We start from the raw sequence: 22,262 nt of genomic DNA on the forward strand, positions 1-22,262 counted from the left end.
ACCTTTTTTGCACAACTACTGCTTAACTAATGGGGTCAGTTCTTTCGCCATCAGTCCGGCGATAAAGGGTTGGGCATCAGGATTGGGATGAATACCATCCTGCTGCATCCATTCGGGTTTTAAATAAACCTGCTCCATAAAAAAGGGCAGTAAAGGAATGTCATGCTGTTTCGCCAGTTGCGGATAAATCGCGCTGAACGCATCCGTATAGCGACGGCCATAGTTAGCCGGTAAACGGATCTGCATCAGAATCGGTTTAGCCCTGGCGGCTTTGACCTGCTCAATAACTGTACCTAATGTTTGTGCAATATCCTTCGGGGGAAAGCCACGTAAGCCGTCGTTACCGCCCAATTCGATTAACACCCACTGCGGTTGATGCTGTTTTAATAGGGCAGGTAAGCGCGCCAGTCCTTGTGCGGCGGTATCGCCGCTAATACTGGCATTAATCACTCTGGGCTGCTGCTGCCAGGTTTTATCGAGCAGGCTGGGCCAGGCCTTACTGGCCGACATCTGATAGCCTGCGCTCAGGCTGTCACCCAGTACCAGCAACGTATCGGCCGCAGCAAGACGGGACACCAACAGACAGCACAATAACAGGAAAGGATAATGCCAGCGGAAAACATTCTTGAAGTTCATCATCTTACTAAGTCCGTGGGTCAGGGAGAGCATCAGTTAACCATCCTTACCGGAGTTGAGTTAGTTGTCAAACCAGCTGAAACAATCGCCCTGATTGGCGAGTCGGGATCGGGTAAATCCACGCTGTTAGGTATTCTGGCCGGTCTGGATGACGGCAGCGACGGCGAGGTGCATCTGCTAGGCCAGCCGTTGCATAAAATGAATGAAGAGCAGCGGGCAGCCTTACGAGCGCAGCAGGTGGGATTTGTGTTCCAGTCTTTTATGCTGGTGCCGACGTTAAATGCGCTGGAAAACGTCCAGTTGCCTGCGCTGCTGCGCGGTGAGAGCGACCGCCAGAGCCGCGACCAGGCACGAGAGTTGCTCACGCAGTTAGGCCTTGGCGAGCGTTTGCAGCATCTGCCTGCACAGTTATCCGGTGGCGAACAGCAACGCGTCGCGCTTGCCCGGGCATTCAGCGGTCGCCCAGGACTGCTGTTTGCCGATGAACCCACGGGGAATCTGGATCGTAAAACCGGCGATCGTATTGTCGACCTGCTGTTTTCCCTGAACCGCGATTTTGCCACGACGTTAATTCTGGTTACCCATGACGAGCAGCTGGCGGCGCGCTGCAACCGGCGCTTGCGTCTGCGTGACGGTAAACTGTGGGAGGCGCAATGATGTGGCGCTGGTTCTGGCGTGAGTGGCGTTCGCCCTCACTGTTAATCGTCTGGCTGGCGCTAACGCTGGCAGTGGCCTGCGTGCTGGCGCTGGGATCGATCAGCGACCGCATGGAAAAGGGGCTGAGTCAGCAGAGCCGCGACTTTATGGCGGGCGATCGTACCCTGCGTACCAGCACGGCGGCCCCGCCCGACTGGCTGGCGAAAGCGCAGGAAACGGGATTATCGGTCAGCCGTCAGCTGAGTTTTATGACCATGACGTTTGCTGACCAGACGCCGCAGCTGGCGTCGGTGAAGGCCGTGGATAACCACTATCCGATGTTTGGTGAATTGCAAACCCGTCCGCCAGGCGTAAAGCCCCAGCCCGGCACTGCGCTGGCCGCCCCGCGCTTAATGGCGCTGCTCAATCTGAAAGTGGGCGATCAACTTGATGTCGGCGACACGACGCTGCGCATTGCCGGAGAGGTGATTCAGGAGCCGGATGGCGGTTTCAATCCGTTTGAGATGGCACCGCGTTTACTGATTAACCTGGCCGATGCCGATAAGACCGGGGCGATCCAGCCCGGCAGCCGCATTACCTGGCGCTATAAGTTTTCTGGCAACCCGCAGCAGCTGGAAAATTACGATCGCTGGATAACGCCACAAATTAAAACCGGCCAACGCTGGATCAGTATCGAGAATTCCGAAGATGCCTTGGGGCGTTCGATGCAGCGCGCGCAGCAGTTTTTACTGTTGTCGGCGTTGTTAACGCTGATGCTGGCGATTGCGGCTGTGGCGGTGGCGATGAGTCATTATTGCCGTAGCCGGTATGATCTGGTGGCGGTGCTGAAAACCCTGGGCGCCACGCGCGGCGTGTTGCAAAAGCTGATTATCGGTCAGTGGCTGGCGGTATTGCTGCTGGCAGCCGTGGCGGGCGGCGCGGTGGGACTGGCGGTCGAAGCCCTGTTGATGGCGATGCTTAAACCTGTTCTGCCAGCATCCTTACCTGACGCCAGCCTGTGGCCGTGGGTGTGGGCCGTCGGATCGCTGTTTGTGATTTCCCTGCTGGTGGGATTACGTCCTTACCGCCTGTTGCTGGCGACTCAGCCTTTACGCGTATTACGGCGTGATGCCGTTGCCACCGTCTGGCCGCTGAAAATATATTTACCGGCGATGGGGGCCGTGGTGGTGGCGCTACTGGCTGCGCTGGTCGGCGGCAGTAAAATGCTGTGGGCGCTGCTGGCGGGAGTGGTGATACTGGCGGGCCTGCTGGCGCTGCTTGGCTGGGGCACGTTACTGCTTCTGCGCCGTCTGACGGTGCGAAGTCTGGCGCTACGGTTGGCAATTAATCGCCTGCTGCGACAGCCCGCCATGACGCTGAGCCAGTTGGCCGCGTTTTCCCTGTCGTTTATGCTGCTGGCGCTGTTGCTGGTGATGCGTGGCGATCTGCTGGATCGCTGGCAACAGCAGTTGCCCGCCGACAGCCCAAACTTTTTCCTGCTCAATATGACGGCCGATCAGGTGCCGCAGGTACGTGACTTCCTGCAGGCTCATCAGGTGAAACCGGAAACCTTTTATCCGATTGCCCGCATGCGCCTCAGCGAACTAAATGGCAAAGCGGCCGATCCCGAACGGGATAATGCGCTCAACCGCGAGCTGAACCTGACCTCGCTGGCGGCTATTCCACAGCATAATCCGCTGGTGGCGGGCAGCTGGCCGCCGAAAGCGGGCGAAGTATCGATGGAGGTCGACCTGGCGGAACGGCTCGGTGTAAAGCTGGGCGACAGCTTAACCTTTGAGGGGGATACGCAACAGCTCAGTGCCAAAATCACCAGCCTGCGTAAAGTCGACTGGGAAAGTCTGCGGCCTAATTTCTTCTTTATCTTTCCGCCTGGCGCGCTCGACAGCCAGCCGTTGACCTGGCTCACCAGCTTCCGGTTGGATAACAACCCCAGGCTACTGGCCCAGCTCAACCGCGAGTTCCCGGCCCTGAGCCTGCTGGATATTGGCAGCATTATGCGTCAGATCGGCCAGGTGCTGACGCAGGTCAGTCAGGCGCTGGAAATTATGGTGGTGCTGGTAACCGCCTGCGGCATATTGCTGCTGATGGCTCAGATTCAGGTGGGCATGCGCCAGCGCCGTCAGGAACTGGTCGTGTACCGCACGCTGGGGGCCGGCAAGCGCCTGTTGCGCACGACATTGTGGTGGGAGTTTGCGCTGATCGGCGTGGTCTCTGGCGTGGCAGCGGCGGTGGGTGCCGAAGCGGCGTTATGGGGATTACAGCGTAAAATCTTTGATTTCCCGTGGCAGCCCGACTGGACTTTGTGGCTGGCTTTGCCCTTGTGTGGCGCGTTGTTACTGTCGCTGTGCGGGGGCTGGCTGGGCGTGCGTTTGCTGAAAGGCAACGCGTTGTTCAGGAAATTCGACGCCGCATAAAAACGCCGTGCGCACTCATGCGGCGCACGGCGATTGTCGTCCTTAAAGCCAGGCAGTGGCCCAGTGAAGACCGCTGGCGTATTCAGCAGGCAGCAGGGGCAGCAACGCATGCAGCGCGGCTTTCAGTCGGGAGTGATCGCTGTCGGTAAGGTTGAGATGACCTACCTTACGTCCTTCCCGCACCGCTTTGTCGTACCAGTGCAAATGCACAAGCGGCTGCTGTAGCCAGTCTGGATTGAGGGCGGTGCCAATCAGATTGACCATCACCGAGGGCGCAATCACCACCGGCTGGGGTAAGGCCAGATTCAGAATCGCACGCAGGTGCAGTTCAAACTGGCTGATTGATGCGCCATTCTGCGTCCAGTGTCCGCTGTTGTGCACTCTGGGAGCCAGTTCATTGATCAGCAAACCCTGCGGTGTGACAAAACATTCCATTGCCATCACGCCAACATAGTCCAGCTCGTGCAGGATAGCGCTCAGCATCGCTTCAGCCTGTTGCTGCTGTAGCGCATCCGCCTGCGGGAAGGCGACACTGGTGCGCAGAATGCCGTCTTCATGGAGATTATGTGTCAGGGGATAAAATACGGTGCTGCCATCGTGACCGCGCGCGCCGACCAGCGACACTTCACCTGAGAAGTTAATGCCCTGCTCGACGATGCACTCGCCGTAGCAGTCGTCGGGTAAGGTTGCTGTTTCGTTGGCGCGTAATCGCCACTGACCGCGGCCGTCATAGCCACCGGTGCGACGTTTAACAATTGCCAGCTCACCCAGACGACTGAAAATGGCGGGCCATTCGCTCTCGTCTGCCAGCAGTTGCCAGGGCGCGGTAGCCAGGTTGAGCTGGTTCAGCAGTTGCTTTTGCGTCAGGCGATCGGCCAGACGCGGGAAAATATCCCGGTTCACAAAGGCTGAATGAGACGCCAGTTCACGCGTCAGTGCCGTTTCCGGCCAGCGTTCGATCTCGGCGGTAATCACGCTTTCTGCTATAGGCAGGGCGGCGGGATCGGCATCCAGGCCCACCGGATGCACAGCAATGCCCATCGGCTCGCCCGCCTGGCGTAACATGCGGCCAAGCTGACCATTACCCAGTACACAAACCGGCTTCATGCTTCCTCCCGCGGGTCCGGGTTAGCCAGCACCTCATCGGTCTGCGCCTGACGCCAGTTGGCCAGACGAGATGCGAGCGCGCTGTCGTGAATCGCCAGAATCTGCGCAGCCAGCAATGCCGCATTAGCGGCACCGGCTTTACCAATCGCCAGCGTACCCACCGGGATGCCGCGCGGCATTTGCACAATAGAATACAGGCTGTCGACGCCACTCAGTGCTGCGCTCTGTACCGGCACGCCCAGCACCGGCAGCAGCGTTTTTGCCGCCAGCATGCCAGGCAGGTGCGCCGCGCCACCGGCACCGGCAATAATGACCTGAAAGCCGTTATCTGCGGCCGTTTCGGCAAAGCTAAACAGCTTGTCTGGGGTACGGTGCGCTGAAACCACTTCCACATGGAAGGGCACGTCCAGGCTGGAAAGGATTTCCGCAGCGAACTGCATGGTGGACCAGTCACTTTTGGAACCCATAACAACAGCGATGCGGGCCGGGGCGGCATTCGACGACATGCGGTCAACTCCTGTGAATGAAAACACACCTGACCAGGCGGACAGGTTTTGAAGGGCACAGAGAATAGCATGGGAAGCGCACAAGGAAAACGGTTGCGTCGGGATTACACGTGGTGCTTTTAGGGTTTTATCGACATTCTGTTCTCTGACGTTGACGCGCGAGAAACGCTGAACTTTAGTTAACAGTGTTGCAAGGTGACTGACATGATGAGCCGCGCTGCACCCGGTTGGCAAGGAATGACGTTAACTGACACAAAGAGGAACAGGATGATTTCACGCTGGCAACTGATTTTCAGACAAACAGGCAGGAAACTGTGGTTCAGGGCAACTTTATTTGCCCTTGCTGCAGTTGTCAGCGCCCTGGCCTCCATTGTCTTTAAATCTGCGATTCCACCCTCGGTTTCGGTAAAGGTCGGTGCTGACGCGGTGGACAATATCCTGAATATTCTGGCGTCCAGCATGCTGGCGGTCACCACGTTTTCCTTAAGTACGATGGTAACGGCGTTTGGTTCAGCAACCACACATGTTACGCCGCGAGCCACGAAACTGGTCGTTGAAGACAGTACAACACAAAATGTTCTCGCGGCCTTTATTGGCTCATTCCTGTTTAGTCTGGTCGGCATCATCGCACTGAATATGGGAGCTTATGGTGAACAGGGGCGAGTGATCCTGTTTGCGGTCACGCTGGTGGTTATTGCATTAATTCTGGTGACGCTTCTGCGCTGGATTCACCATCTCACCTCGCTTGGCAGCGTAGATGAAACGACCTCACGTGTGGAACGCATGGCGCTTGATGTTTTTAGCGCGCGAGCTCAATCCTCTTGTTTCGGCGCCAGGCCCTGGCGGGAAAGCGATCGTCAACCTGCGGGCACGTTTGCTGTTTATTCGGACGCTATTGGCTATGTTCAGCATATTGATATGGACAGGCTACATAAGGCGATTAAAGACAGCCCTGTACATATTTACTTGGTCGCGCAACCCGGATTTTTTGTTCATCCCGCCCGCCCGGCCATGTTTGTCACCCACGCCCTGTCTGCGGAACAACGCAAACTGATGTTGTCTGCCCTGACTATAGCCGCGTCTCGCACTTTCGCGCAGGATCCACGTTTTTGCCTGTGCGTGATGGCAGAAATCGCCTCGCGTGCGCTGTCGCCTGCGACTAATGACCCTGGCACCGCCATCGATGTGATCGGGCGAGCCGTCAGAATACTCTCCTGCTATGCACGCGAATGTGCGGTGCCAACGGTGATCTACCCCGCCATTCACGTCGCGCCCTTGTCAGTAGACGCATTATTCGATGATTTTTTCTCACCTGTAGCGCGAGACGGCGCGGCGATAAAAGAGGTGCAGTTACGGTTACTTAAGGCGCTGGGAATGTTGTCTGTCGCCTGGCCTGATGCGTACCAGGCTGCAGCGTTGCGCCATGCGCATGAAGCCATGGCATACCTGGCGCGGGAAGAGATCATCCAGACGGACAGAGCACGAATTGAGCGCACATGGCGCGAACAATTTGGCGCAGACTATCCCCATCCCTTCCAGGATGAGAAGCTAACCGATTCGCCCTGTCAGAAGTCGAAATCGATCAGTTGAATCCCGCTGGCATCCAGTTGAATCATTGATCCCCGATTGTGCCAGGCACCCAGTACGGCACGCTGCGCGCGTTCGCCATTTAGCGACAGATCGTGGATCGCCGGGCGGTGCGTATGACCATGAATCAGCAACGGTACCTGCTGACGCAACATGGCCTCCACGACGGCCTGCTGATTCACATCCATAATCTCCAGCGACTTATGCTGATTGGCCTGTTTACTGTTGGCGCGCATGCGTTCTGCAATGCGTTTGCGAATAAACAGCGGCAGCGCCAGGAACAGGCGTTGAATCCAGGGATTGTGCACTTTGGCACGGAACTGCAGGTAACCAGCATCGTCGGTGCACAGCGTATCGCCGTGCATAATCAGCAGTCGATGGCCGTAAAGCGTCAGCACGCGCTCTTCAGGCAAGAGCGTCATGCCACTGGCGCGGGCAAAGCGTTGGCCGATCAAGAAATCGCGGTTGCCGTGGATAAAATACAGTGGAACGGGCACGGCACGCAGGGCTTCAGCGACCTGTTGATGCAGGGGATTAGGATCGTCATCGCCGATCCAGGCTTCAAACAGATCGCCCAGAATATAGAGCGCGTCGCAGTGTGGGGCTTCGCGCTGTAAAAAATGCAGAAAACCGGCGGTGATCGCCGGTTCTTCCTGACACAGATGAAGATCTGCGATAAACAGCGTGCGCGGCATTACTCGCTGACGGTCACTTTCTGAATGATCACGTCATCTTTCGGTACGTCCTGGTGCATACCGCTGCGGCCGGTTGAAACGGCTTTGATTTTCTCAACCACATCCATACCTTCAACCACTTCTGCAAACACACAGTAACCCCAGCCCTGCAGGCTTTCGTCACGGAAGTTCAGGAAGTCGTTGTCAGCCACGTTAATGAAAAACTGTGCGGTCGCAGAGTGCGGTGCAGAGGTACGCGCCATCGCCAGCGTACCTTTGGTGTTTTTCAGGCCGTTGCTGGCTTCGTTACGGATCTCTTCTTTGGTGGCTTTCTGCTTCATGCCAGGCTCAAAACCGCCGCCCTGAATCATAAAGCCGTTAATCACACGGTGGAAAATGGTGTTGTCGTAGAAACCTTCACGGCAGTAATCCAGGAAGTTCTTTACGGTTGCGGGCGCTTTGTCATCGAAGGTCTTGATCACGATATCGCCATGGTTAGTCTGGAAAGTTACCATTTTTTTCGTCCTGTAAAGGTTGTCGTCAGTAGCATAGGGTGCGCTGTTAGGGTGCACACGCCTTTTTCTCGAACGTTCTTATATCATAATTTCCGATAATACGTCAGCCAGGCTGCGCAGTTGGCTTGCTTTGCATCGCGTGACAGATAAAAATACGGCACAATATCAGGATACTTAAAACGGTGCGTTACGCACGCTTACTACGGAAACCCCAATGCTGAAGATTTATAACACCCTGAGTCGACAAAAAGAGGAATTTACCCCTATTCATGCTGGCAAAATCGGCATGTATGTCTGCGGCATCACGGTGTATGACCTCTGTCACATTGGGCACGGGCGCACGTTTGTGGCTTTTGATGTGGTATCGCGCTATCTGCGTTACGTCGGCTATGACGTGAATTATGTGCGCAATATTACCGACATCGATGACAAAATTATCAAGCGCGCCAACGAGAACGGCGAGAGCATCGAAACCCTGACTAATCGCATGATCGCCGAAATGCACAGCGATTTTGATGCACTGGGCATCTTACCGCCGGATTTAGAACCGCGCGCCACGCGCCATATTCCTGAAATCGTCGAACTGGTGGAAAAGCTGATTGCCCGTGGTCATGCCTATGTTGCGGATAACGGCGACGTGATGTTCGATGTGCTGAGTGACGTGGACTACGGTGCGCTGTCGCGTCAGGATCTGGACCAGCTTCAGGCCGGTGCCCGCGTGGAAGTGGCGGATGTGAAGCGTAATCCCATGGATTTCGTCCTGTGGAAAATGTCTAAAGCGGACGAACCCTCATGGCCTTCGCCCTGGGGCCAGGGTCGTCCGGGCTGGCACATTGAGTGTTCCGCCATGAACTGCAAACAGCTTGGTGCGCATTTCGACATTCACGGCGGCGGCTCTGACCTGATGTTTCCGCATCACGAAAACGAAATCGCCCAGTCCACCTGCGCCCACGATGGCCCGTATGTGAATTACTGGATGCACTCCGGCATGGTGATGATTGACCGTGAAAAGATGTCGAAGTCGCTGAATAACTTCTTTACCGTGCGCGACGTGCTGCAGCATTACGATGCCGAAACGGTGCGCTACTTCCTCATGTCTGGTCACTATCGTAGTCAGCTCAACTATGGCGAAGACAACCTGAACCAGGCACGCGCGGCGCTGGAACGTCTTTATACCGCGCTACGTCATACCGATCGTAACGTGGTTGCCCACGGCGGCGAAGCCTTCGAGGCCCGTTTCCGCGAGGCGATGGACGATGATTTTAACACTCCGGAAGCCTATTCCGTGCTGTTCGACATGGCGCGTGAAGTGAACCGTCTGAAAAGCGAAGACATGACGGCAGCCAATGCGTTGGCCGCTAAGCTCCGTGAAATCGCCAACGTGCTGGGTATTCTGCAACAGGAGCCAGAAGTGTTTCTGCAAAGCAGCGCTCAGGGCAATGATGATGAAGTGGCGGAAATCGAACACTGGGTGAAAGCCCGTGCTGATGCGCGTGCGGCTAAAGACTGGGCGCAGGCCGATGTGGCCCGCGACAAGCTGAACGCGCTTGGCGTGATTGTCGAAGATGGCCCCCAGGGCTCCAGTTGGCGACGCAAATAACAGGCAACACAGGAGAGGACGAGCCATCGCCCTTTTTTGTCTATGACGATAAAACAGATTCACCTTCGTGGTTTTCGTTCGGTACGTGATCTGATTCTGCCGCTTCAGCAACTGAACGTGGTAAGTGGACCGAACGGCTGTGGCAAATCCAACCTGTATAAGGCGGTGCGCCTGCTGCACGAGGCCGCCAATGGTCGCCTGGCGTTAGCGCTGGCAGAAGAGGGCGGTATTCAAAAAGTCATGTGGGCAGGGGAACTACATCGCAGCGCTCGTCGTCAGGATGCCAGCCGACTCATCCTCTCAGTCCTGATGGATGACATGGATTTTGAGCTTGCGGTGGGGTTTCCTCAGAAGCTTGAGACCAGCCTGTTCAACCTCGATCCGCTGGTTAAAGAAGAACACATCTGGCTTAGTGGCCAGCAGCGACGTCCTTCTTCCTGTATTATGCAGCGCACGAATCAGACCGCCTTTTTACACAATGTAGAGGGGGAGCGCGTAAGCTATCCGGCGGTACTGCATCCCGAAGAGTCCCTGTTTGGTCAACTTGGTGAGCCACACCGCTATCCCGAACTTTCTCAGATGCGTGAACGTCTGCGCCAGTGGCGCTTCTATCATGAGTTTGCCGTCTGGCCCGGTTCGCCGATTCGTGCGCCACAAATTGGCGTGCGCGCCCCCATTCTGGCGCACGATGGCGCTAACCTCGCGGCGGCATGGGCAACCATTGTCGAACGGGGTCATCACGAGTTGCTTTATAAGGTGATAGCTAAAGCCTTCCCTGATACCGAATTTCAGGTGGATGTCCAGAACGGTCGTTTCCAGATGCTGATGCAGCGACAGGGCATTTTGCGTCCGCTGGAAAGCGCCGAGTTCTCTGACGGGACGCTGCGTTTCCTGTGCCTTGTGGTCGCGCTGCTCAGCCCGCGCCCGCCAGCCTTTATGGCGCTCAACGAACCCGAGAACAGCCTGCATGAGGATCTGCTACCGGCCCTGGCGGCACTGATTGCCGAAGCCAGTCAGTTTAGTCAGTTGTGGATCACCAGCCATTCACCCAGGCTGGCCGCGCTGATTGCGCAGCATGCAGAGGTGAATCACATTGAGCTGGAGCAGATGAATGGGGAAACACGGATAGTGGGAGAAGCACAGCTTTAAGGCGCCCCGAGCGGGGCACCTGACGATCAGGCCACGACGGTGATGCGCTGCCCGGCAAACTCGACCGTTTGCCCCTGATGAATTTTGCAGCGCTTACGGGTTTCGACTTCCCCATCGACCAGGACTTCACCTTCACCAATCACCACTTTGGCCTGTGCACCGCTTTCCACCCAGCCTTCAAGTTTCAGCAGATCGCAGAGATCAACGTGTGGGAACTTACCCAAAGAAAAAGTCGCCATTATGCCTGCTCTCCATCGTGAAACTCTTCACATGCCTGTAAGGTATTTTCGATTAAGGTTGCTACCGTCATCGGCCCCACGCCGCCAGGGACGGGCGTAATATAAGAGGCGCGCTCAGCGGCGGCGTCAAAATCCACATCACCGACGACTTTACCGTTTTCGAGACGGTTAATACCGACATCGATAACGATCGCACCCGGTTTGATCCAGTCGCCCGGAATAAAGTTGGGCTTACCCACTGCCACGATCAGCAGATCGGCATGCTCAACGTGATGGCGCAGATCGCGGGTAAAGCGGTGCGTCACGGTTGTGGTGCAGCCCGCTAACAGCAGTTCCATGCTCATTGGACGACCCACGATGTTCGACGCACCGACGACCACGGCATTCAGGCCGTACGCATCAATGTTGTAGCGTTCCAGCAGCGTAACGATGCCGCGCGGCGTGCACGGGCGCAGCTTGGGGGCGCGCTGACACAGGCGACCTACATTATAGGGATGGAAGCCGTCTACATCTTTATCGGGCGTGATGCGCTCCAGCACTTTGACGTTATCAATGCCTGCCGGGAGCGGCAGTTGCACCAGAATGCCATCAATTTCTTTATCGTTGTTGAGTTTATCGATCAGCTGCAGCAACTCGGCTTCGCGGGTGGTGGCGGGCAGATCGTAAGAGCGGGAGATAAAGCCCACTTCTTCACAGGCGCGGCGTTTGCTGCCGACGTAGATCTGCGATGCAGGGTTCTCACCCACCAGAACGACTGCCAGACCCGGTGCACGTTTTCCGGCGGCCAGGCGTTGCTTTACTTTTTCTGCAACCTCAAGCCGTACCTGCTGCGCAATCGTTTTACCGTCAATAATTTTTGCTGCCATCAGAGCGTAAATCCACTGTGTTGAGTTTAAGTCGGGGATGGCACCTATTTTGTCAGAAGCGCGTCCGGCTGTCAGGTAGAGATTCTTGTTGCAGGGTGGTTGACGATATTTAGCCGTGACGAAAGTGCGGGTTAACGCTTATGATGCCTGACAGGGAATTTACTGGATGACGTGATGATTTGGTTAATGATTGCCACCCTGGCTGTGGTGTTTGTTGTAGGATTTCAGTTGCTGACTGCCGGTTCTCGCCATGCTGCGCAGGCGCTCAGCAAGCGGCTGCAACTGCCGCCGGTACATATTGAATCAATGCTGTCGCAGATGGGTAAAGAGGCGGCGAAAGAGTTTACCGACTACATCGCCGGCGATAACGAAGCGCATTTAAATAATGGCGCGGCGGTACTTTTGATCTGGCAGGTACTGATTGTGGATGGCAGCGACGAAAATATCCGGCGTTGGCACAGCGTGTTAACCGGCGCAGGTTTTTCTGCCACGCTCACTCGTCAGCAACTGTTACTGGCATTGGGTTTTCTGCGTCAGCTCGAACCCGACAGCCAGGAGCTGAACGCGCTGCGCGAGCAGTATAACGCGCGCGTCACGCAGCAGGGCATTGAGCTGGAAGGGGAAACCACCGAGGTGAGTAATCTGGTGTCGCTCAGTGCCTGGCGCGACCGCCATTAGTGGAAATTGGTTATTACCTGGGCACTTACCGCGCCACCGCGGCAAAAACGTTGACGTTACAGCGTTCAACCGTATAATTCGACGCAACCTCTCCGCGCCCTTAGCTCAGTTGGATAGAGCACCGGCCTTCTAAGCCGTAGGTCACAGGTTCGAATCCTGTAGGGCGTACCAAATCCATATCAAGAGACGTCAATCGACGTCTTTTTTTTATGCCTAAAATTCAATAATTTAGCCCAACATCAGGCATTCAAATTCAACCTGAGTCTATCGACATAAACCCACATCAAGTAATCTTTGTTGGTATATGTGTTGGTACAACCCCGTTCAATGATTTTTTGTACCAACATCCAGTGATGGGGAGCAGCCAATGGCGCTAACAGATGTAAAAGTCAGAAGTGCGAAGCCTACCGATAAGGCTTTCAAAATCACCGATGGAGAAGGGATGCACTTGATGGTGCATCCGAACGGTTCTAAATACTGGCGGCTGCAGTATCGCTTCGATGGCAAACAGAAAACGTTGGCGCTAGGTGTCTATCCTGAGATCTCGCTTTCCGAAGCCAGACAACGTCGTGATGAAGCTAAGAGAAAGATTGCCAACGGCATCGATCCAGGTGAGCAGAAGAAGGTTGATAAGCAAACCCGTAAAATTGCCATTGAGAACAACTTCAAAGCGCTTGCTCTGGAATGGCATGAGTACAAGCGTCCGGGATGGTCGAAAGGTTATGCCGATGATCTGATGGAAGCGTTTGAAAACGACATCTTCCCGGATCTTGGTAAGCGTCCCATAGCTGAAATCAAACCGCTAGAGATGCTGACGACGCTACGTAAGTTAGAAAAGCGCGGAGTATTGGATAAGCTGCGTAAAATTCGGCAAGCCTGTAAGCAGGTGTTTACCTATGCCATCGTGACGGGCAGGGCGGAGATCAATCCAGTTGCCGATCTTGCCAGTGCATTAGCAACGCCAAAACCTCAACACTTCCCTCATTTACTCGCTGATGAGTTGCCAGCGTTTTTACAGGCATTGGAGAATTACACCGGTAGTCCAATTACTCGACTTGCTACGCGGATTCTGATGCTGACTGGCGTACGTACTATTGAACTACGCCTTGCTGAATGGAAAGAGTTCGATTTGGATAAAGGGATTTGGGAAGTGCCTAAGGAGCGCATGAAGATGCGACGGCCTCACATCGTGCCTTTATCTACTCAGGTCATTGACGCTTTGCGAGAGATACAGGCGGTGACAGGACGTTATTCTCTGGTGTTTCCGGGGCGAAACGATGCAGCCAAGCCGATGAGTGAGGCGAGTATTAATCAGGTATTAAAGCGAATTGGGTATCACGGAAAGGCGACAGGGCATGGATTTCGACACACGATGAGTACCATTTTGCATGAGCAGGGGTACAACACGGCATGGATTGAATTGCAGTTAGCGCATGTAGACAAAAACACGATTCGTGGGACGTATAACCATGCACAGTATCTGGAACAGAGAAGAGAGATGTTGCAGTGGTATGGGAATTATATTGATGGTTTGAGCATTAGAACTGATGCATTGAAAACTAAATTTTTCAAAAAAAATGATACTGTATAATGCAGTACATTTGCAGGCATTATTCGGGAGTGTGACATGGCTACTACTAAAACCGCGACGCTAACGCGCCCTGAGTTCGCTGATTAGCGAGAACTGTTCAGTGAGTCGGACATCAAGAGCGCGGTAGCCTTTTTTAAAATATCGTTTTCTATTTCAATGCGTTGAAGCTTTTTCTTTAATTCACGTATTTCTATTTTCTCAGGTGTGATGGGGGAGGCTTTGGGTGTTTTACCCTGACGTTCATCACGAAGCTGTTTTACCCAGCGCGTCATCGTGGAAATGACCTGCCCCCAGGATTAGATACAACCTTCAGTTAGTAATGTCAGTTGGTTTTTCTTCATATTTCCCGTTTCGCCAGCCGGCTGCAAATTCAGCCGGCGTCAGGTAATTCAGCGATGAGTGTGGTAGACACTCGTTATAATCCTGCCGCCAGTCATTAATGATTTCCCGGGCATGTAGAATATCGCTGAACCAGTGTTCATTCAGGCATTCATCCCGAAAGCGGCCATTGAAACTCTCAATAAATCCGTTCTGCGTTGGCTTGCCCGGCTGGATTAAGCGCAACTCAACACCATGTTCAAAGGCCCATTGATCGAGCGCGCGGCAGGTGAATTCCGGGCCCTTATCAGTTCTTATCGTTGCAGGATAGCCACGAAACAGCGCAATGCTGTCCAGAATACGTGTCACCTGAACGCCTGTAATCCCGAATGCCGTGGTGATCGTCAGACACTCCTTCGTAAAATCATCCACACAGGTCAGACACTTAATCCTGCGGCCGCTGGCAAGTGCATCCATGACAAAATCCATCGACCATGTCAGGTTCGGCGCATCCGGGCGAATAAGCGGAAGCCGCTCAGTCGCCAGCCCCTTGCGGCGTCGCCTGCGCTTTACACTCAGGCCGTTGAGATGATAGATGCGGTATACCCGCTTGTGGTTGACGTGAAGGCCCTCCCGACGCAGTAGTTGCCAGATGCGCCGGTAACCAAAGCGGCGGCGCTCAAGTGCCAGCTCTGTGATGCGTAGAGACAGCTGCGCGTCAGCAGCCGGACGCTGAGCCGAATAACGGTAAGTCGACAGAGACAAACCTGCCAGCCTGCAGGCACGACGTTGCGACAGACCTGCGGCCTCACACATGACTTCCACTGCTTCCCGCTTCTGGTCTGTCGTCAGAACTTTCGGCCAAGAGCCACCTGAAGCGCCTCCTTATCCAGCATGGCTTCAGCGAGCAGCTTCTTGAGACGGGCGTTCTCCTCTTCAAGCGACTTGAGCCGCTTCACTTCAGGGACTTCCATGCCGCCAAACTTCTTGCGCCAGGTGTAAAACGTGGCCTCGGAAATGGCGTGCTTACGGCAGAGCTCACGGGCAGAAACTCCGGCTTCGGCCTCGCGGAGAATACTGATGATCTGTTCGTCGGAAAAACGCTTCTTCATGGGGATGTCCTCATGTGGCTTATGAAGACATTACTAACATCGCGGTGTGTTAATCAACGGGGAGCAGGTCAGAAAGGCCAATATCCATGGCTTTAGCGGCTTCAGCCACGGTGTAGTTCTGGTCGAGTACAAGCTGAGCGGATTCACGTTTGAACTCACTACAATCACCGGTTATCTTGCGCTCGGTGAATCGGGATGCTTACATCAGCGGGCGACGTTAACTTAGAGGCAAAAGCTGTTAGAGATGGTGGGGCAAGAGCAATCTCAGCTCCTCTTCTCCACAATTTTATAACCTTGATGACTTCCTAGTCGTCAGTTTCATACTAGGGTAAAATTTACTGAAATCTCTCATGGCAAACAAAAACATGGCTAAAAAACCAGCAGGAAAGAAAAGCGAAAAATCATTTGAAGAAACACTCTGGGATGCGGCAAACAAGCTGCGCGGTAGTGTTGAATCGTCCGAATACAAGCATATCGTCTTAAGTTTGATTTTCCTTAAGTTCATCAGCGATACCTTTGAAAAACAGAGACAAAAACTGATTGATGCGGGTTTAGAAAAGCACATTGATATGGTTCCTGCTTATACTAAGGACAATGTCTTTTACCTTCCAGAAGAGAGCCGTTGGAGCTTTATTCAGAAGAACGCAAAACAAGAAGACATTGCGCTGAAGATTGATTCCGCCCTTAGCACGATCGAGAAAACAAACAAAGCACTACAAGGGGCATTACCAGATAACTATTTCTCTCGCCTTGGTTTGGATGTTAGCAAGTTATCCGCTCTGATTGATGTGATTAACAACATCGACACACTAGCGAATCCTCATGAAGATGTGGTGGGTCGAGTATATGAATATTTCCTCGCTAATTTTGCAATAGCAGAAGGTAAAGGTAAGGGGGAGTTCTACACGCCAAAGAGCATCGTTAACCTAATTGCAGAGCTGATTGAGCCATACAAAGGCAAGATCTATGACCCTTGTTGCGGCTCGGGCGGTATGTTCGTTCAGTCAATGAAGTTCATTGAAAACCACAAAGGAAATAAGAAAGACGTTTCTGTATATGGCCAGGAGTACACTGGCGCAACGTACAAACTAGCGAAAATGAACCTCGCTATTCGTGGCATCTCAGCCAACCTAGGTGCAGCCGCAAAAGATACCTTTGCCAATGATCAACACGAAACCCTTAAAGCTGATTTTATTATGGCGAATCCTCCATTTAACCAAAAAGATTGGCGAGCTTCTGATGAACTAGTTGATGATTATCGTTGGGATGGTTATGAAACACCACCAATAGGTAATGCAAACTACGCTTGGATCTTACATATGGTTTCGAAGCTATCTGAGAGTGGTGTTGCGGGTTTTATCCTTGCTAATGGTGCTTTGTCAGGCGATGGAGCGGAAAAAGCGATTCGTCAGAAGCTTGTTGAGAATGGTCTTGTGGAAGCAATTATCATTCTGCCTATGAAAATGTTCTATACCACTGATATCAGCGTGACGCTCTGGGTGATTAACAAGAACAAAAGAGAGCGCACTGTTCCACATGAAGATCTGACCCGTCACTATCGTAACAGGGAAGATAAAGTGCTATTTATGGACTTACGTAAACACGGTGAGCCGTTTGAGAAAAAATACGTCCAGTTCTCTCCCGAAAAGATCGCAGATATTGCTGAGACGCTTCACACTTGGCAGGAAGTTCGTGCCGAAACAGAGTACCAAGATATTGCTGAGTATTGTTACTCTGCAACCAAAAAAGAGATTGCTGCAAAAGACTATTCACTGGTTCCAAGTAAGTACATTGAATTTAAGAATCACGATGAAGATGTTGATTTCGATCAGAAAATGAGCCAAATACGAGACGACTTTACGACGCTGTTAAAGCAAGAAGAGAAGTCTAAATCTGAACTTTTGTCTGTATTTGAAGGACTGGGTTATGAGATCAAACTATAAGCGCATTGGTGATTATGTCACTCTATTAAAACTAAAAAATACAGATGGATTTATCTCTTTACTTAAAGGGATAAACATCAATAAACACTTTATGCCATCGGTAGCTAATATTAATGGAACTGACCTTAGCACATACCAAGTTGTTAATAAAAATCAGTTTGCATTTAACCCAATGCACGTCGGGCGTGATGAAGTTTTACCAATTTCGATGCTTGAGGATGATGAACTGATCATTGTATCGCCAGCATACGTGGTGTTTGAGGTAAAAGATGAAGAAGAGCTTTTGCCTGAGTATCTAATGATGTGGTGCAGACGTTCTGAATTTGACCGTAACGCTTGGTTTATGACTGATAATAGCGTTCGGGGAGGATTTAGTTGGGCTGATTTTTGCGATATGGAAATGCCTATTCCATCCATCGAAAAACAGCGTGAAATTGTTCGTGAATACAAGGTTGTTAGTGAAATAATTATTTTGAATGAACAAATTATTCAAAAATTAGAATGTGCCACCCACGCCATTTATAAACAGTGGTTTGTCGATTTTGAGTTTCCAATATCCAAAGAATATTCTAAATCCATTGGTAAACCTGAATTAGAGGGAAAGCCTTATAAATCGTGTGGTGGTCAGATGATAGATTGTGATGAATTGGATATTAAAATTCCGAAGGAATGGAGAACTGTTGAACTAGGGACATTAGCAGATATAAAAGTCGGGGGCGACAGACCAAATCTTGTATCTGATTCGGTTTCTGATGATTATAGCATCCCAATTTATGCGAATAGTACAGAAAATGAAGGTTTGTATGGATATACTGATAAAGCCAAAATATTGGATAAAAGTATTACCGTATCGGCACGAGGAGCAATTATTGGATATACGGTTTTAAGATTAGAACCATTTTTTCCAATTGTGAGATTGATCGTCGTCACACCTGAAAATCAGAAGCTTTTGAACTATCTATTTGAGTCTATTAAACAATTTCGCTTCGATAGCGCTGCGTCTGCACAAGGGCAATTGACAGCTCCCGATATGAAGGGAAGGAGAATATTATTGCCTTCTTTGTATGTTTCAAATATCTATCAAGAAATTACTGCGAGTGTTATTAAAAAGATAATGATAAAAAAAGAACAAAATAAAGCACTAATCAAGTTGCTGAAAATTCTACAACAAAGAATGTCAATGGAATAAAAATGAAATTCACAGAAGAAAGACTAGAACAAGCCATCATTGAACTGCTAAGGAAAGAAGGCTACTCACATACTCGTGGCGAGGTGATCAAGCGGGCACTTGAAGATGTGCTGATTAAGTCCGATCTTCGTGAATTTCTAGCTAAACGCTACCAAGCGGAAGGCATCACCGCCTACGAAATAGAACAGATCATCCATAAGCTTGAATACCTTCCTGCTTCGGATCTCTACGATAGCAATAAAGCAATTATGAAGATTGTCTCTGATGGTTTTTTATTAAAGCGTGAAGATGCAAGTCAAAAAGATTTGTACATCCAGCTTATTGATTATGCTGAGCTAAGTAGCAACTGCTATCGTATCGTCAATCAGTTGGAAATACAGGGATATGAGGTTCGTGTCCCTGATGGAATTATCTACGTCAACGGTTTGCCGCTTGTGGTGTTTGAGTTTAAAAGCGCCATACGGGAAGATGCTACACTTTTCGATGCTTATAAACAGCTGACTACTCGCTATAACAGAGACATCCCTGAGTTGTTCAAGTACAACGCTTTGTGCGTGATTAGTGATGGGGTAAATAACAAAATGGGGTCTTACTTTGCCCCATACGAGTTCTATTACTCTTGGCGTAAAATTACGGGTGATGAGAAACTTGATAAAGACGGTATTAACTCGCTCTTTACAATGATCAGCGGCTTGTATAACAAGAAACGGCTAACTGAAATTATTCGTCACTTTATCTACCTTCCAGACACGTCAAGCAAACAAGAAAAAATAGTTTGTCGTTACCCTCAGTACTATGCCGCAACTAAGCTTTTTGCCAATATTAAGCAGCATATGAAGTGCTTTGATAATCAAGGCCAGTTGATTTGTGGTGATGGTAAAGGTGGTACGTACTTTGGAGCAACAGGGTGCGGTAAAAGCTACACAATGTTGTTCTTATCTCGTTTGTTGATGAAAGATGTGGAGTTGGGTAGCCCGACAATCATTCTTATCACCGATCGTACCGATCTCGATGATCAACTATCTGGCCAATTTACCAATGCGAAAGGCTATGTGGGTGATCAGAATATCATTAGCGTAGAGAGTCGTGCTGAACTGAGAGAACACCTTAAAGGGCGTAAAAGTGGCGGTGTTTTTCTTACTACCATCCATAAATTTACCGAAGATATTGAGCTACTGACGGAACGAACTAACGTTATCTGTATCTCGGATGAAGCACACCGAAGTCAAATCAATCTGGAGCAAAAAATTACCGTTACAGAAGACGGTGTGAAGAAGACTTACGGTTTTGCTAAGTATCTACACGACTCCTTACCAAACGCTACGTATGTAGGCTTTACGGGAACACCAATTGACGCAACGCTGGATGTGTTCGGTGCGGTCGTAGATAGCTACACGATGACTGAATCAGTCTTTGACGAAATTACCGTCCGAATTGTTTATGAAGGTCGAGCAGCAAAAGTGCTGCTTGATGGCCGTCAGCTTGATGAAGTAGAGAAATACTACAAAGCTTGTGAAGAAGCTGGGGCGAACGAATATCAAATAGATAAAAGTAAAACAGCAATGGCCAGTATGTCCACCATACTGGGCGATCCAGACCGCATCGAAGCCATAGCAAAGGACTTTGTTGAGCATTATGAGAATCGTGTTGAAGAAGGTACGACTCAAAAAGGCAAAGCAATGTTCGTTTGTAGTAGCCGTGAAATCGCGTATTACTTCTACAAAGAACTAATATCTCTTCGCCCTGAGTGGGATGAAGTGAAAGTATGTGAAGACGGTGCGGCTTTATCTGAAAGTGATAAGAAGAAAGTTAAGCCAATGGAACGGGTTAAAATGATTATGACTCGTGATAAAGATGATGATAAAACTCTATGGAATAAACTCGGCAACAAGGAATACCGCAAAGAGCTGGATCGGCAGTTTAAAAACGGTAAATCTAACTTCAAGATCGCTATTGTCGTGGATATGTGGCTAACAGGTTTTGATGTACCTTTCCTCGATACTATCTACATTGATAAGCCTCTGCAAAAGCACAACTTGATCCAGACTATTTCGAGAGTAAACCGTAAATTTGAAGGGAAAGAGAATGGCCTAGTAGTCGATTACATCGGCATTAAAAAGCAGATGAACCTTGCACTTTCCCAATATACAGCAGGGCAAGATCAGAACTTAGAAGACATTAAGCAATCGGTCGTTATCGTTAAAGATCACCTCAGCCTGCTAGATGGACTATTCCATAAGCTCGACTCTAAGCCTTATTTCAACGGCACACCATTAGAACAGTTGCATTGCCTGAATGCATCAGCTGATTTTGCGTTAAGAACGAACAAGTTTGAAAACACCTTTATGGCTCTTACCAAGCGTCTTAAATCGGCTTATGACATTTGTGTGGGGAGCAGTGAGCTGACCAAAGCCCATAAAGATAAGATTCATTACTATCTAGCTATTCGAACCATTGTATTTAAGATCACTACAGGTGATGCGCCAGATGTAGAGCAAATGAACCATAGAGTTCGAGAACTAGTTAAAGATGCGCTTATTAGTGATGGGGTAGATGAGATCTTCAAGCTAGGTGAAAAAGAGGGTGGTGAAATCGATATTTTTGATGATGACTATCTAGCTAAGTTGGAAATGGTTAAACAGCCAAACACCAAGCTGCAACTGCTGCAACAAATGCTTGTCAAAGCGATTGATAAGTTCAAAAAAACTAATAAAATAAAAGGCTTAGACTTCACTAAGAAGATGAATCTCTTGGTCGAAAAGTACAATGAACGAGATGAAAAAAATGTGCTTCGCTCGGAGGTGATAAATGATTTTTCTGATGAAATTATCAACCTCTACAATGAATTACGTGCAGAAATGACATCGTTTAGTGAGATGGGAATAGATTTTGAAGAAAAAGCATTTTACGACATTCTGATCTCACTTGCTCATAAGTACGACTTTACCTACCCTGAAGATAAACTGCTTAATTTATCTAAAGAGGTGAAGAAAGTCATTGATGATAAAGCCAAATACACCGATTGGAACAAGCGAGACGATATCAAAGCTGAACTGCATTTTGATTTAATTATCTTACTCGATGAGTGGGGCTACCCACCGATTGATCGAGACGAAGTGTATAAAGAGATTTTTGAACAGGCTGAGAACTTCAAGCGCAATATGGCATAGCTATGGTGTATTAGTCTCGACTTGATCTGACAATGGACCTTGAAAGGTTGAGAGTTACCAGTTTTGATATGGGTGTCGAATCCTTATACAAAACAAGAGGTAACTCTCATGCTTCATACTACCAATCCCGTCATCAAACACAAAACAGGTTTGCTCAATCTTGCTGAAGAGCTCAGCAACGTGTCGAAAGCCTGTAAAATCATGGGCGTCTCGCGTGATACATTTTATCGTTATTGAATCGCCACGAATAATCTAGACACTTCCGAGCCGTTGATAATACTGGTTTTCATATTCTGCCGGTGACATCTGAT

The 22,262-nt window shown here is 50.7% G+C and carries 18 protein-coding genes, 1 tRNA gene and 2 pseudogenes; 12 read left to right on the plus strand and 9 right to left on the minus strand.

The genetic code is table 11. The annotated features are described in order from the left end of the window. Positions 1 to 15: 15 nt before the first annotated feature. Positions 16 to 639: a multifunctional acyl-CoA thioesterase I/protease I/lysophospholipase L1 gene (gene tesA, locus NR177_RS11735; protein ID WP_172823889.1), complete on the minus strand. Its 624-nt coding sequence runs from the start codon at positions 637 to 639 to the stop codon at positions 16 to 18. Between tesA and ybbA the strand changes: the two genes are divergently transcribed. Continuing rightward, on the plus strand, positions 607 to 1,293 hold the full coding sequence (ybbA, locus tag NR177_RS11740; protein ID WP_063878692.1) for a putative ABC transporter ATP-binding protein YbbA: 687 nt from the start codon (positions 607 to 609) through the stop codon (positions 1,291 to 1,293). The genes tesA and ybbA overlap by 33 nt on opposite strands. Next, a complete protein-coding gene (gene ybbP, locus NR177_RS11745) occupies positions 1,290 to 3,707 on the plus strand; it encodes a putative ABC transporter permease subunit YbbP (protein WP_256852946.1) in 2,418 nt (805 codons plus the stop codon). Before ybbA ends, ybbP begins: the two co-directional genes overlap by 4 nt. 42 nt (positions 3,708 to 3,749) lie before the next feature. On the opposite strand, the gene purK is transcribed toward ybbP, so the two are convergent. Both purK and purE read right to left on the minus strand, forming a co-directional pair. Then, entirely contained in the window at positions 3,750 to 4,814 is a 1,065-nt protein-coding gene (purK, locus tag NR177_RS11750; protein WP_256852947.1) for a 5-(carboxyamino)imidazole ribonucleotide synthase, read from the minus strand. Then, positions 4,811 to 5,320, minus strand: a complete 510-nt coding sequence (gene purE / locus NR177_RS11755; RefSeq protein WP_218995605.1) for a 5-(carboxyamino)imidazole ribonucleotide mutase — start codon at positions 5,318 to 5,320, stop codon at positions 4,811 to 4,813. Before purE ends, purK begins: the two co-directional genes overlap by 4 nt. A gap of 267 nt (positions 5,321 to 5,587) precedes the next feature. On the opposite strand from purE, the gene NR177_RS11760 reads away from it, so the two are divergent. Beyond that, complete coding sequence (locus NR177_RS11760; protein WP_256852948.1) at positions 5,588 to 6,910, plus strand: DUF2254 domain-containing protein; 1,323 nt, start codon at positions 5,588 to 5,590, stop codon at positions 6,908 to 6,910. Here the strand turns inward: NR177_RS11760 and lpxH are convergent. Next, a complete protein-coding gene (lpxH, locus tag NR177_RS11765; protein WP_256852949.1) occupies positions 6,886 to 7,602 on the minus strand; it encodes a UDP-2,3-diacylglucosamine diphosphatase in 717 nt (238 codons plus the stop codon). The genes NR177_RS11760 and lpxH overlap by 25 nt on opposite strands. After that, positions 7,602 to 8,096, minus strand: a complete 495-nt coding sequence (ppiB, locus tag NR177_RS11770; protein WP_063878698.1) for a peptidylprolyl isomerase B — start codon at positions 8,094 to 8,096, stop codon at positions 7,602 to 7,604. Before ppiB ends, lpxH begins: the two co-directional genes overlap by 1 nt. A gap of 214 nt (positions 8,097 to 8,310) precedes the next feature. Between ppiB and cysS the strand changes: the two genes are divergently transcribed. Both cysS and NR177_RS11780 read left to right on the plus strand, forming a co-directional pair. Next, positions 8,311 to 9,696: a cysteine--tRNA ligase gene (gene cysS, locus NR177_RS11775; RefSeq protein WP_096011971.1), complete on the plus strand. Its 1,386-nt coding sequence runs from the start codon at positions 8,311 to 8,313 to the stop codon at positions 9,694 to 9,696. Between the two features lie 42 nt (positions 9,697 to 9,738). Further along, positions 9,739 to 10,845: an AAA family ATPase gene (locus NR177_RS11780; protein ID WP_256852959.1), complete on the plus strand. Its 1,107-nt coding sequence runs from the start codon at positions 9,739 to 9,741 to the stop codon at positions 10,843 to 10,845. 26 nt (positions 10,846 to 10,871) lie between these two features. Here the strand turns inward: NR177_RS11780 and ybcJ are convergent, their stop codons facing one another. Next, positions 10,872 to 11,084, minus strand: a complete 213-nt coding sequence (gene ybcJ / locus NR177_RS11785; RefSeq protein WP_063878701.1) for a ribosome-associated protein YbcJ — start codon at positions 11,082 to 11,084, stop codon at positions 10,872 to 10,874. Further along, positions 11,084 to 11,950, minus strand: a complete 867-nt coding sequence (gene folD, locus NR177_RS11790; RefSeq protein ID WP_256852950.1) for a bifunctional methylenetetrahydrofolate dehydrogenase/methenyltetrahydrofolate cyclohydrolase FolD — start codon at positions 11,948 to 11,950, stop codon at positions 11,084 to 11,086. Before folD ends, ybcJ begins: the two co-directional genes overlap by 1 nt. A gap of 174 nt (positions 11,951 to 12,124) precedes the next feature. On the opposite strand from folD, the gene NR177_RS11795 reads away from it, so the two are divergent. From NR177_RS11795 to NR177_RS11805, 3 genes are all read left to right on the plus strand, one after another. Next, on the plus strand, positions 12,125 to 12,628 hold the full coding sequence (locus NR177_RS11795; RefSeq protein ID WP_218995610.1) for a DUF1198 family protein: 504 nt from the start codon (positions 12,125 to 12,127) through the stop codon (positions 12,626 to 12,628). A gap of 94 nt (positions 12,629 to 12,722) precedes the next feature. After that, positions 12,723 to 12,799: transfer RNA gene (locus NR177_RS11800), tRNA-Arg, on the plus strand. Between the two features lie 196 nt (positions 12,800 to 12,995). Beyond that, positions 12,996 to 14,219, plus strand: a complete 1,224-nt coding sequence (locus tag NR177_RS11805) for an integrase arm-type DNA-binding domain-containing protein (RefSeq protein ID WP_256852951.1) — start codon at positions 12,996 to 12,998, stop codon at positions 14,217 to 14,219. A gap of 66 nt (positions 14,220 to 14,285) precedes the next feature. Here the strand turns inward: NR177_RS11805 and NR177_RS11810 are convergent. Together NR177_RS11810 and NR177_RS11815 are read right to left on the minus strand one after the other, a co-directional pair. Beyond that, positions 14,286 to 14,500: pseudogene (locus tag NR177_RS11810) on the minus strand (IS3 family transposase); the annotation flags it as partial. Between the two features lie 28 nt (positions 14,501 to 14,528). Next, positions 14,529 to 15,649 (minus strand): IS3 family transposase gene (locus tag NR177_RS11815; RefSeq protein WP_256852952.1). Its coding sequence is split into 2 segments (ribosomal slippage): positions 14,529 to 15,391 and positions 15,391 to 15,649, totalling 1,122 coding nucleotides; the frame shifts between segments, so codons are not numbered across the junction. A gap of 365 nt (positions 15,650 to 16,014) precedes the next feature. Between NR177_RS11815 and NR177_RS11825 the strand changes: the two genes are divergently transcribed. The 4 genes and pseudogenes from NR177_RS11825 to NR177_RS11840 all read left to right on the plus strand — a co-directional run. After that, positions 16,015 to 17,592 carry an N-6 DNA methylase gene (locus NR177_RS11825; RefSeq protein ID WP_372340341.1) on the plus strand — a complete coding sequence of 526 codons (1,578 nt, stop codon included), beginning with the start codon at positions 16,015 to 16,017 and terminating at the stop codon, positions 17,590 to 17,592. After that, positions 17,576 to 18,781 (plus strand): restriction endonuclease subunit S, encoded by a 1,206-nt coding sequence (locus tag NR177_RS11830; protein WP_256852954.1) that lies wholly within the window; start codon positions 17,576 to 17,578, stop codon positions 18,779 to 18,781. Before NR177_RS11825 ends, NR177_RS11830 begins: the two co-directional genes overlap by 17 nt. Beyond that, positions 18,778 to 21,951, plus strand: coding sequence for an HsdR family type I site-specific deoxyribonuclease (locus tag NR177_RS11835; RefSeq protein ID WP_256852960.1), 3,174 nt, complete (start codon positions 18,778 to 18,780; stop codon positions 21,949 to 21,951). Before NR177_RS11830 ends, NR177_RS11835 begins: the two co-directional genes overlap by 4 nt. Positions 21,952 to 22,059: 108 nt before the next feature. Next, positions 22,060 to 22,185: pseudogene (locus tag NR177_RS11840) on the plus strand (helix-turn-helix domain-containing protein); the annotation flags it as partial. Between the last annotated feature and the right edge of the window lie 77 nt (positions 22,186 to 22,262).

It is taken from the genome of Pantoea sp. Fr+CA_20 (assembly GCF_024520835.1).
Lineage (GTDB): Bacteria > Pseudomonadota > Gammaproteobacteria > Enterobacterales > Enterobacteriaceae > Pantoea > Pantoea allii.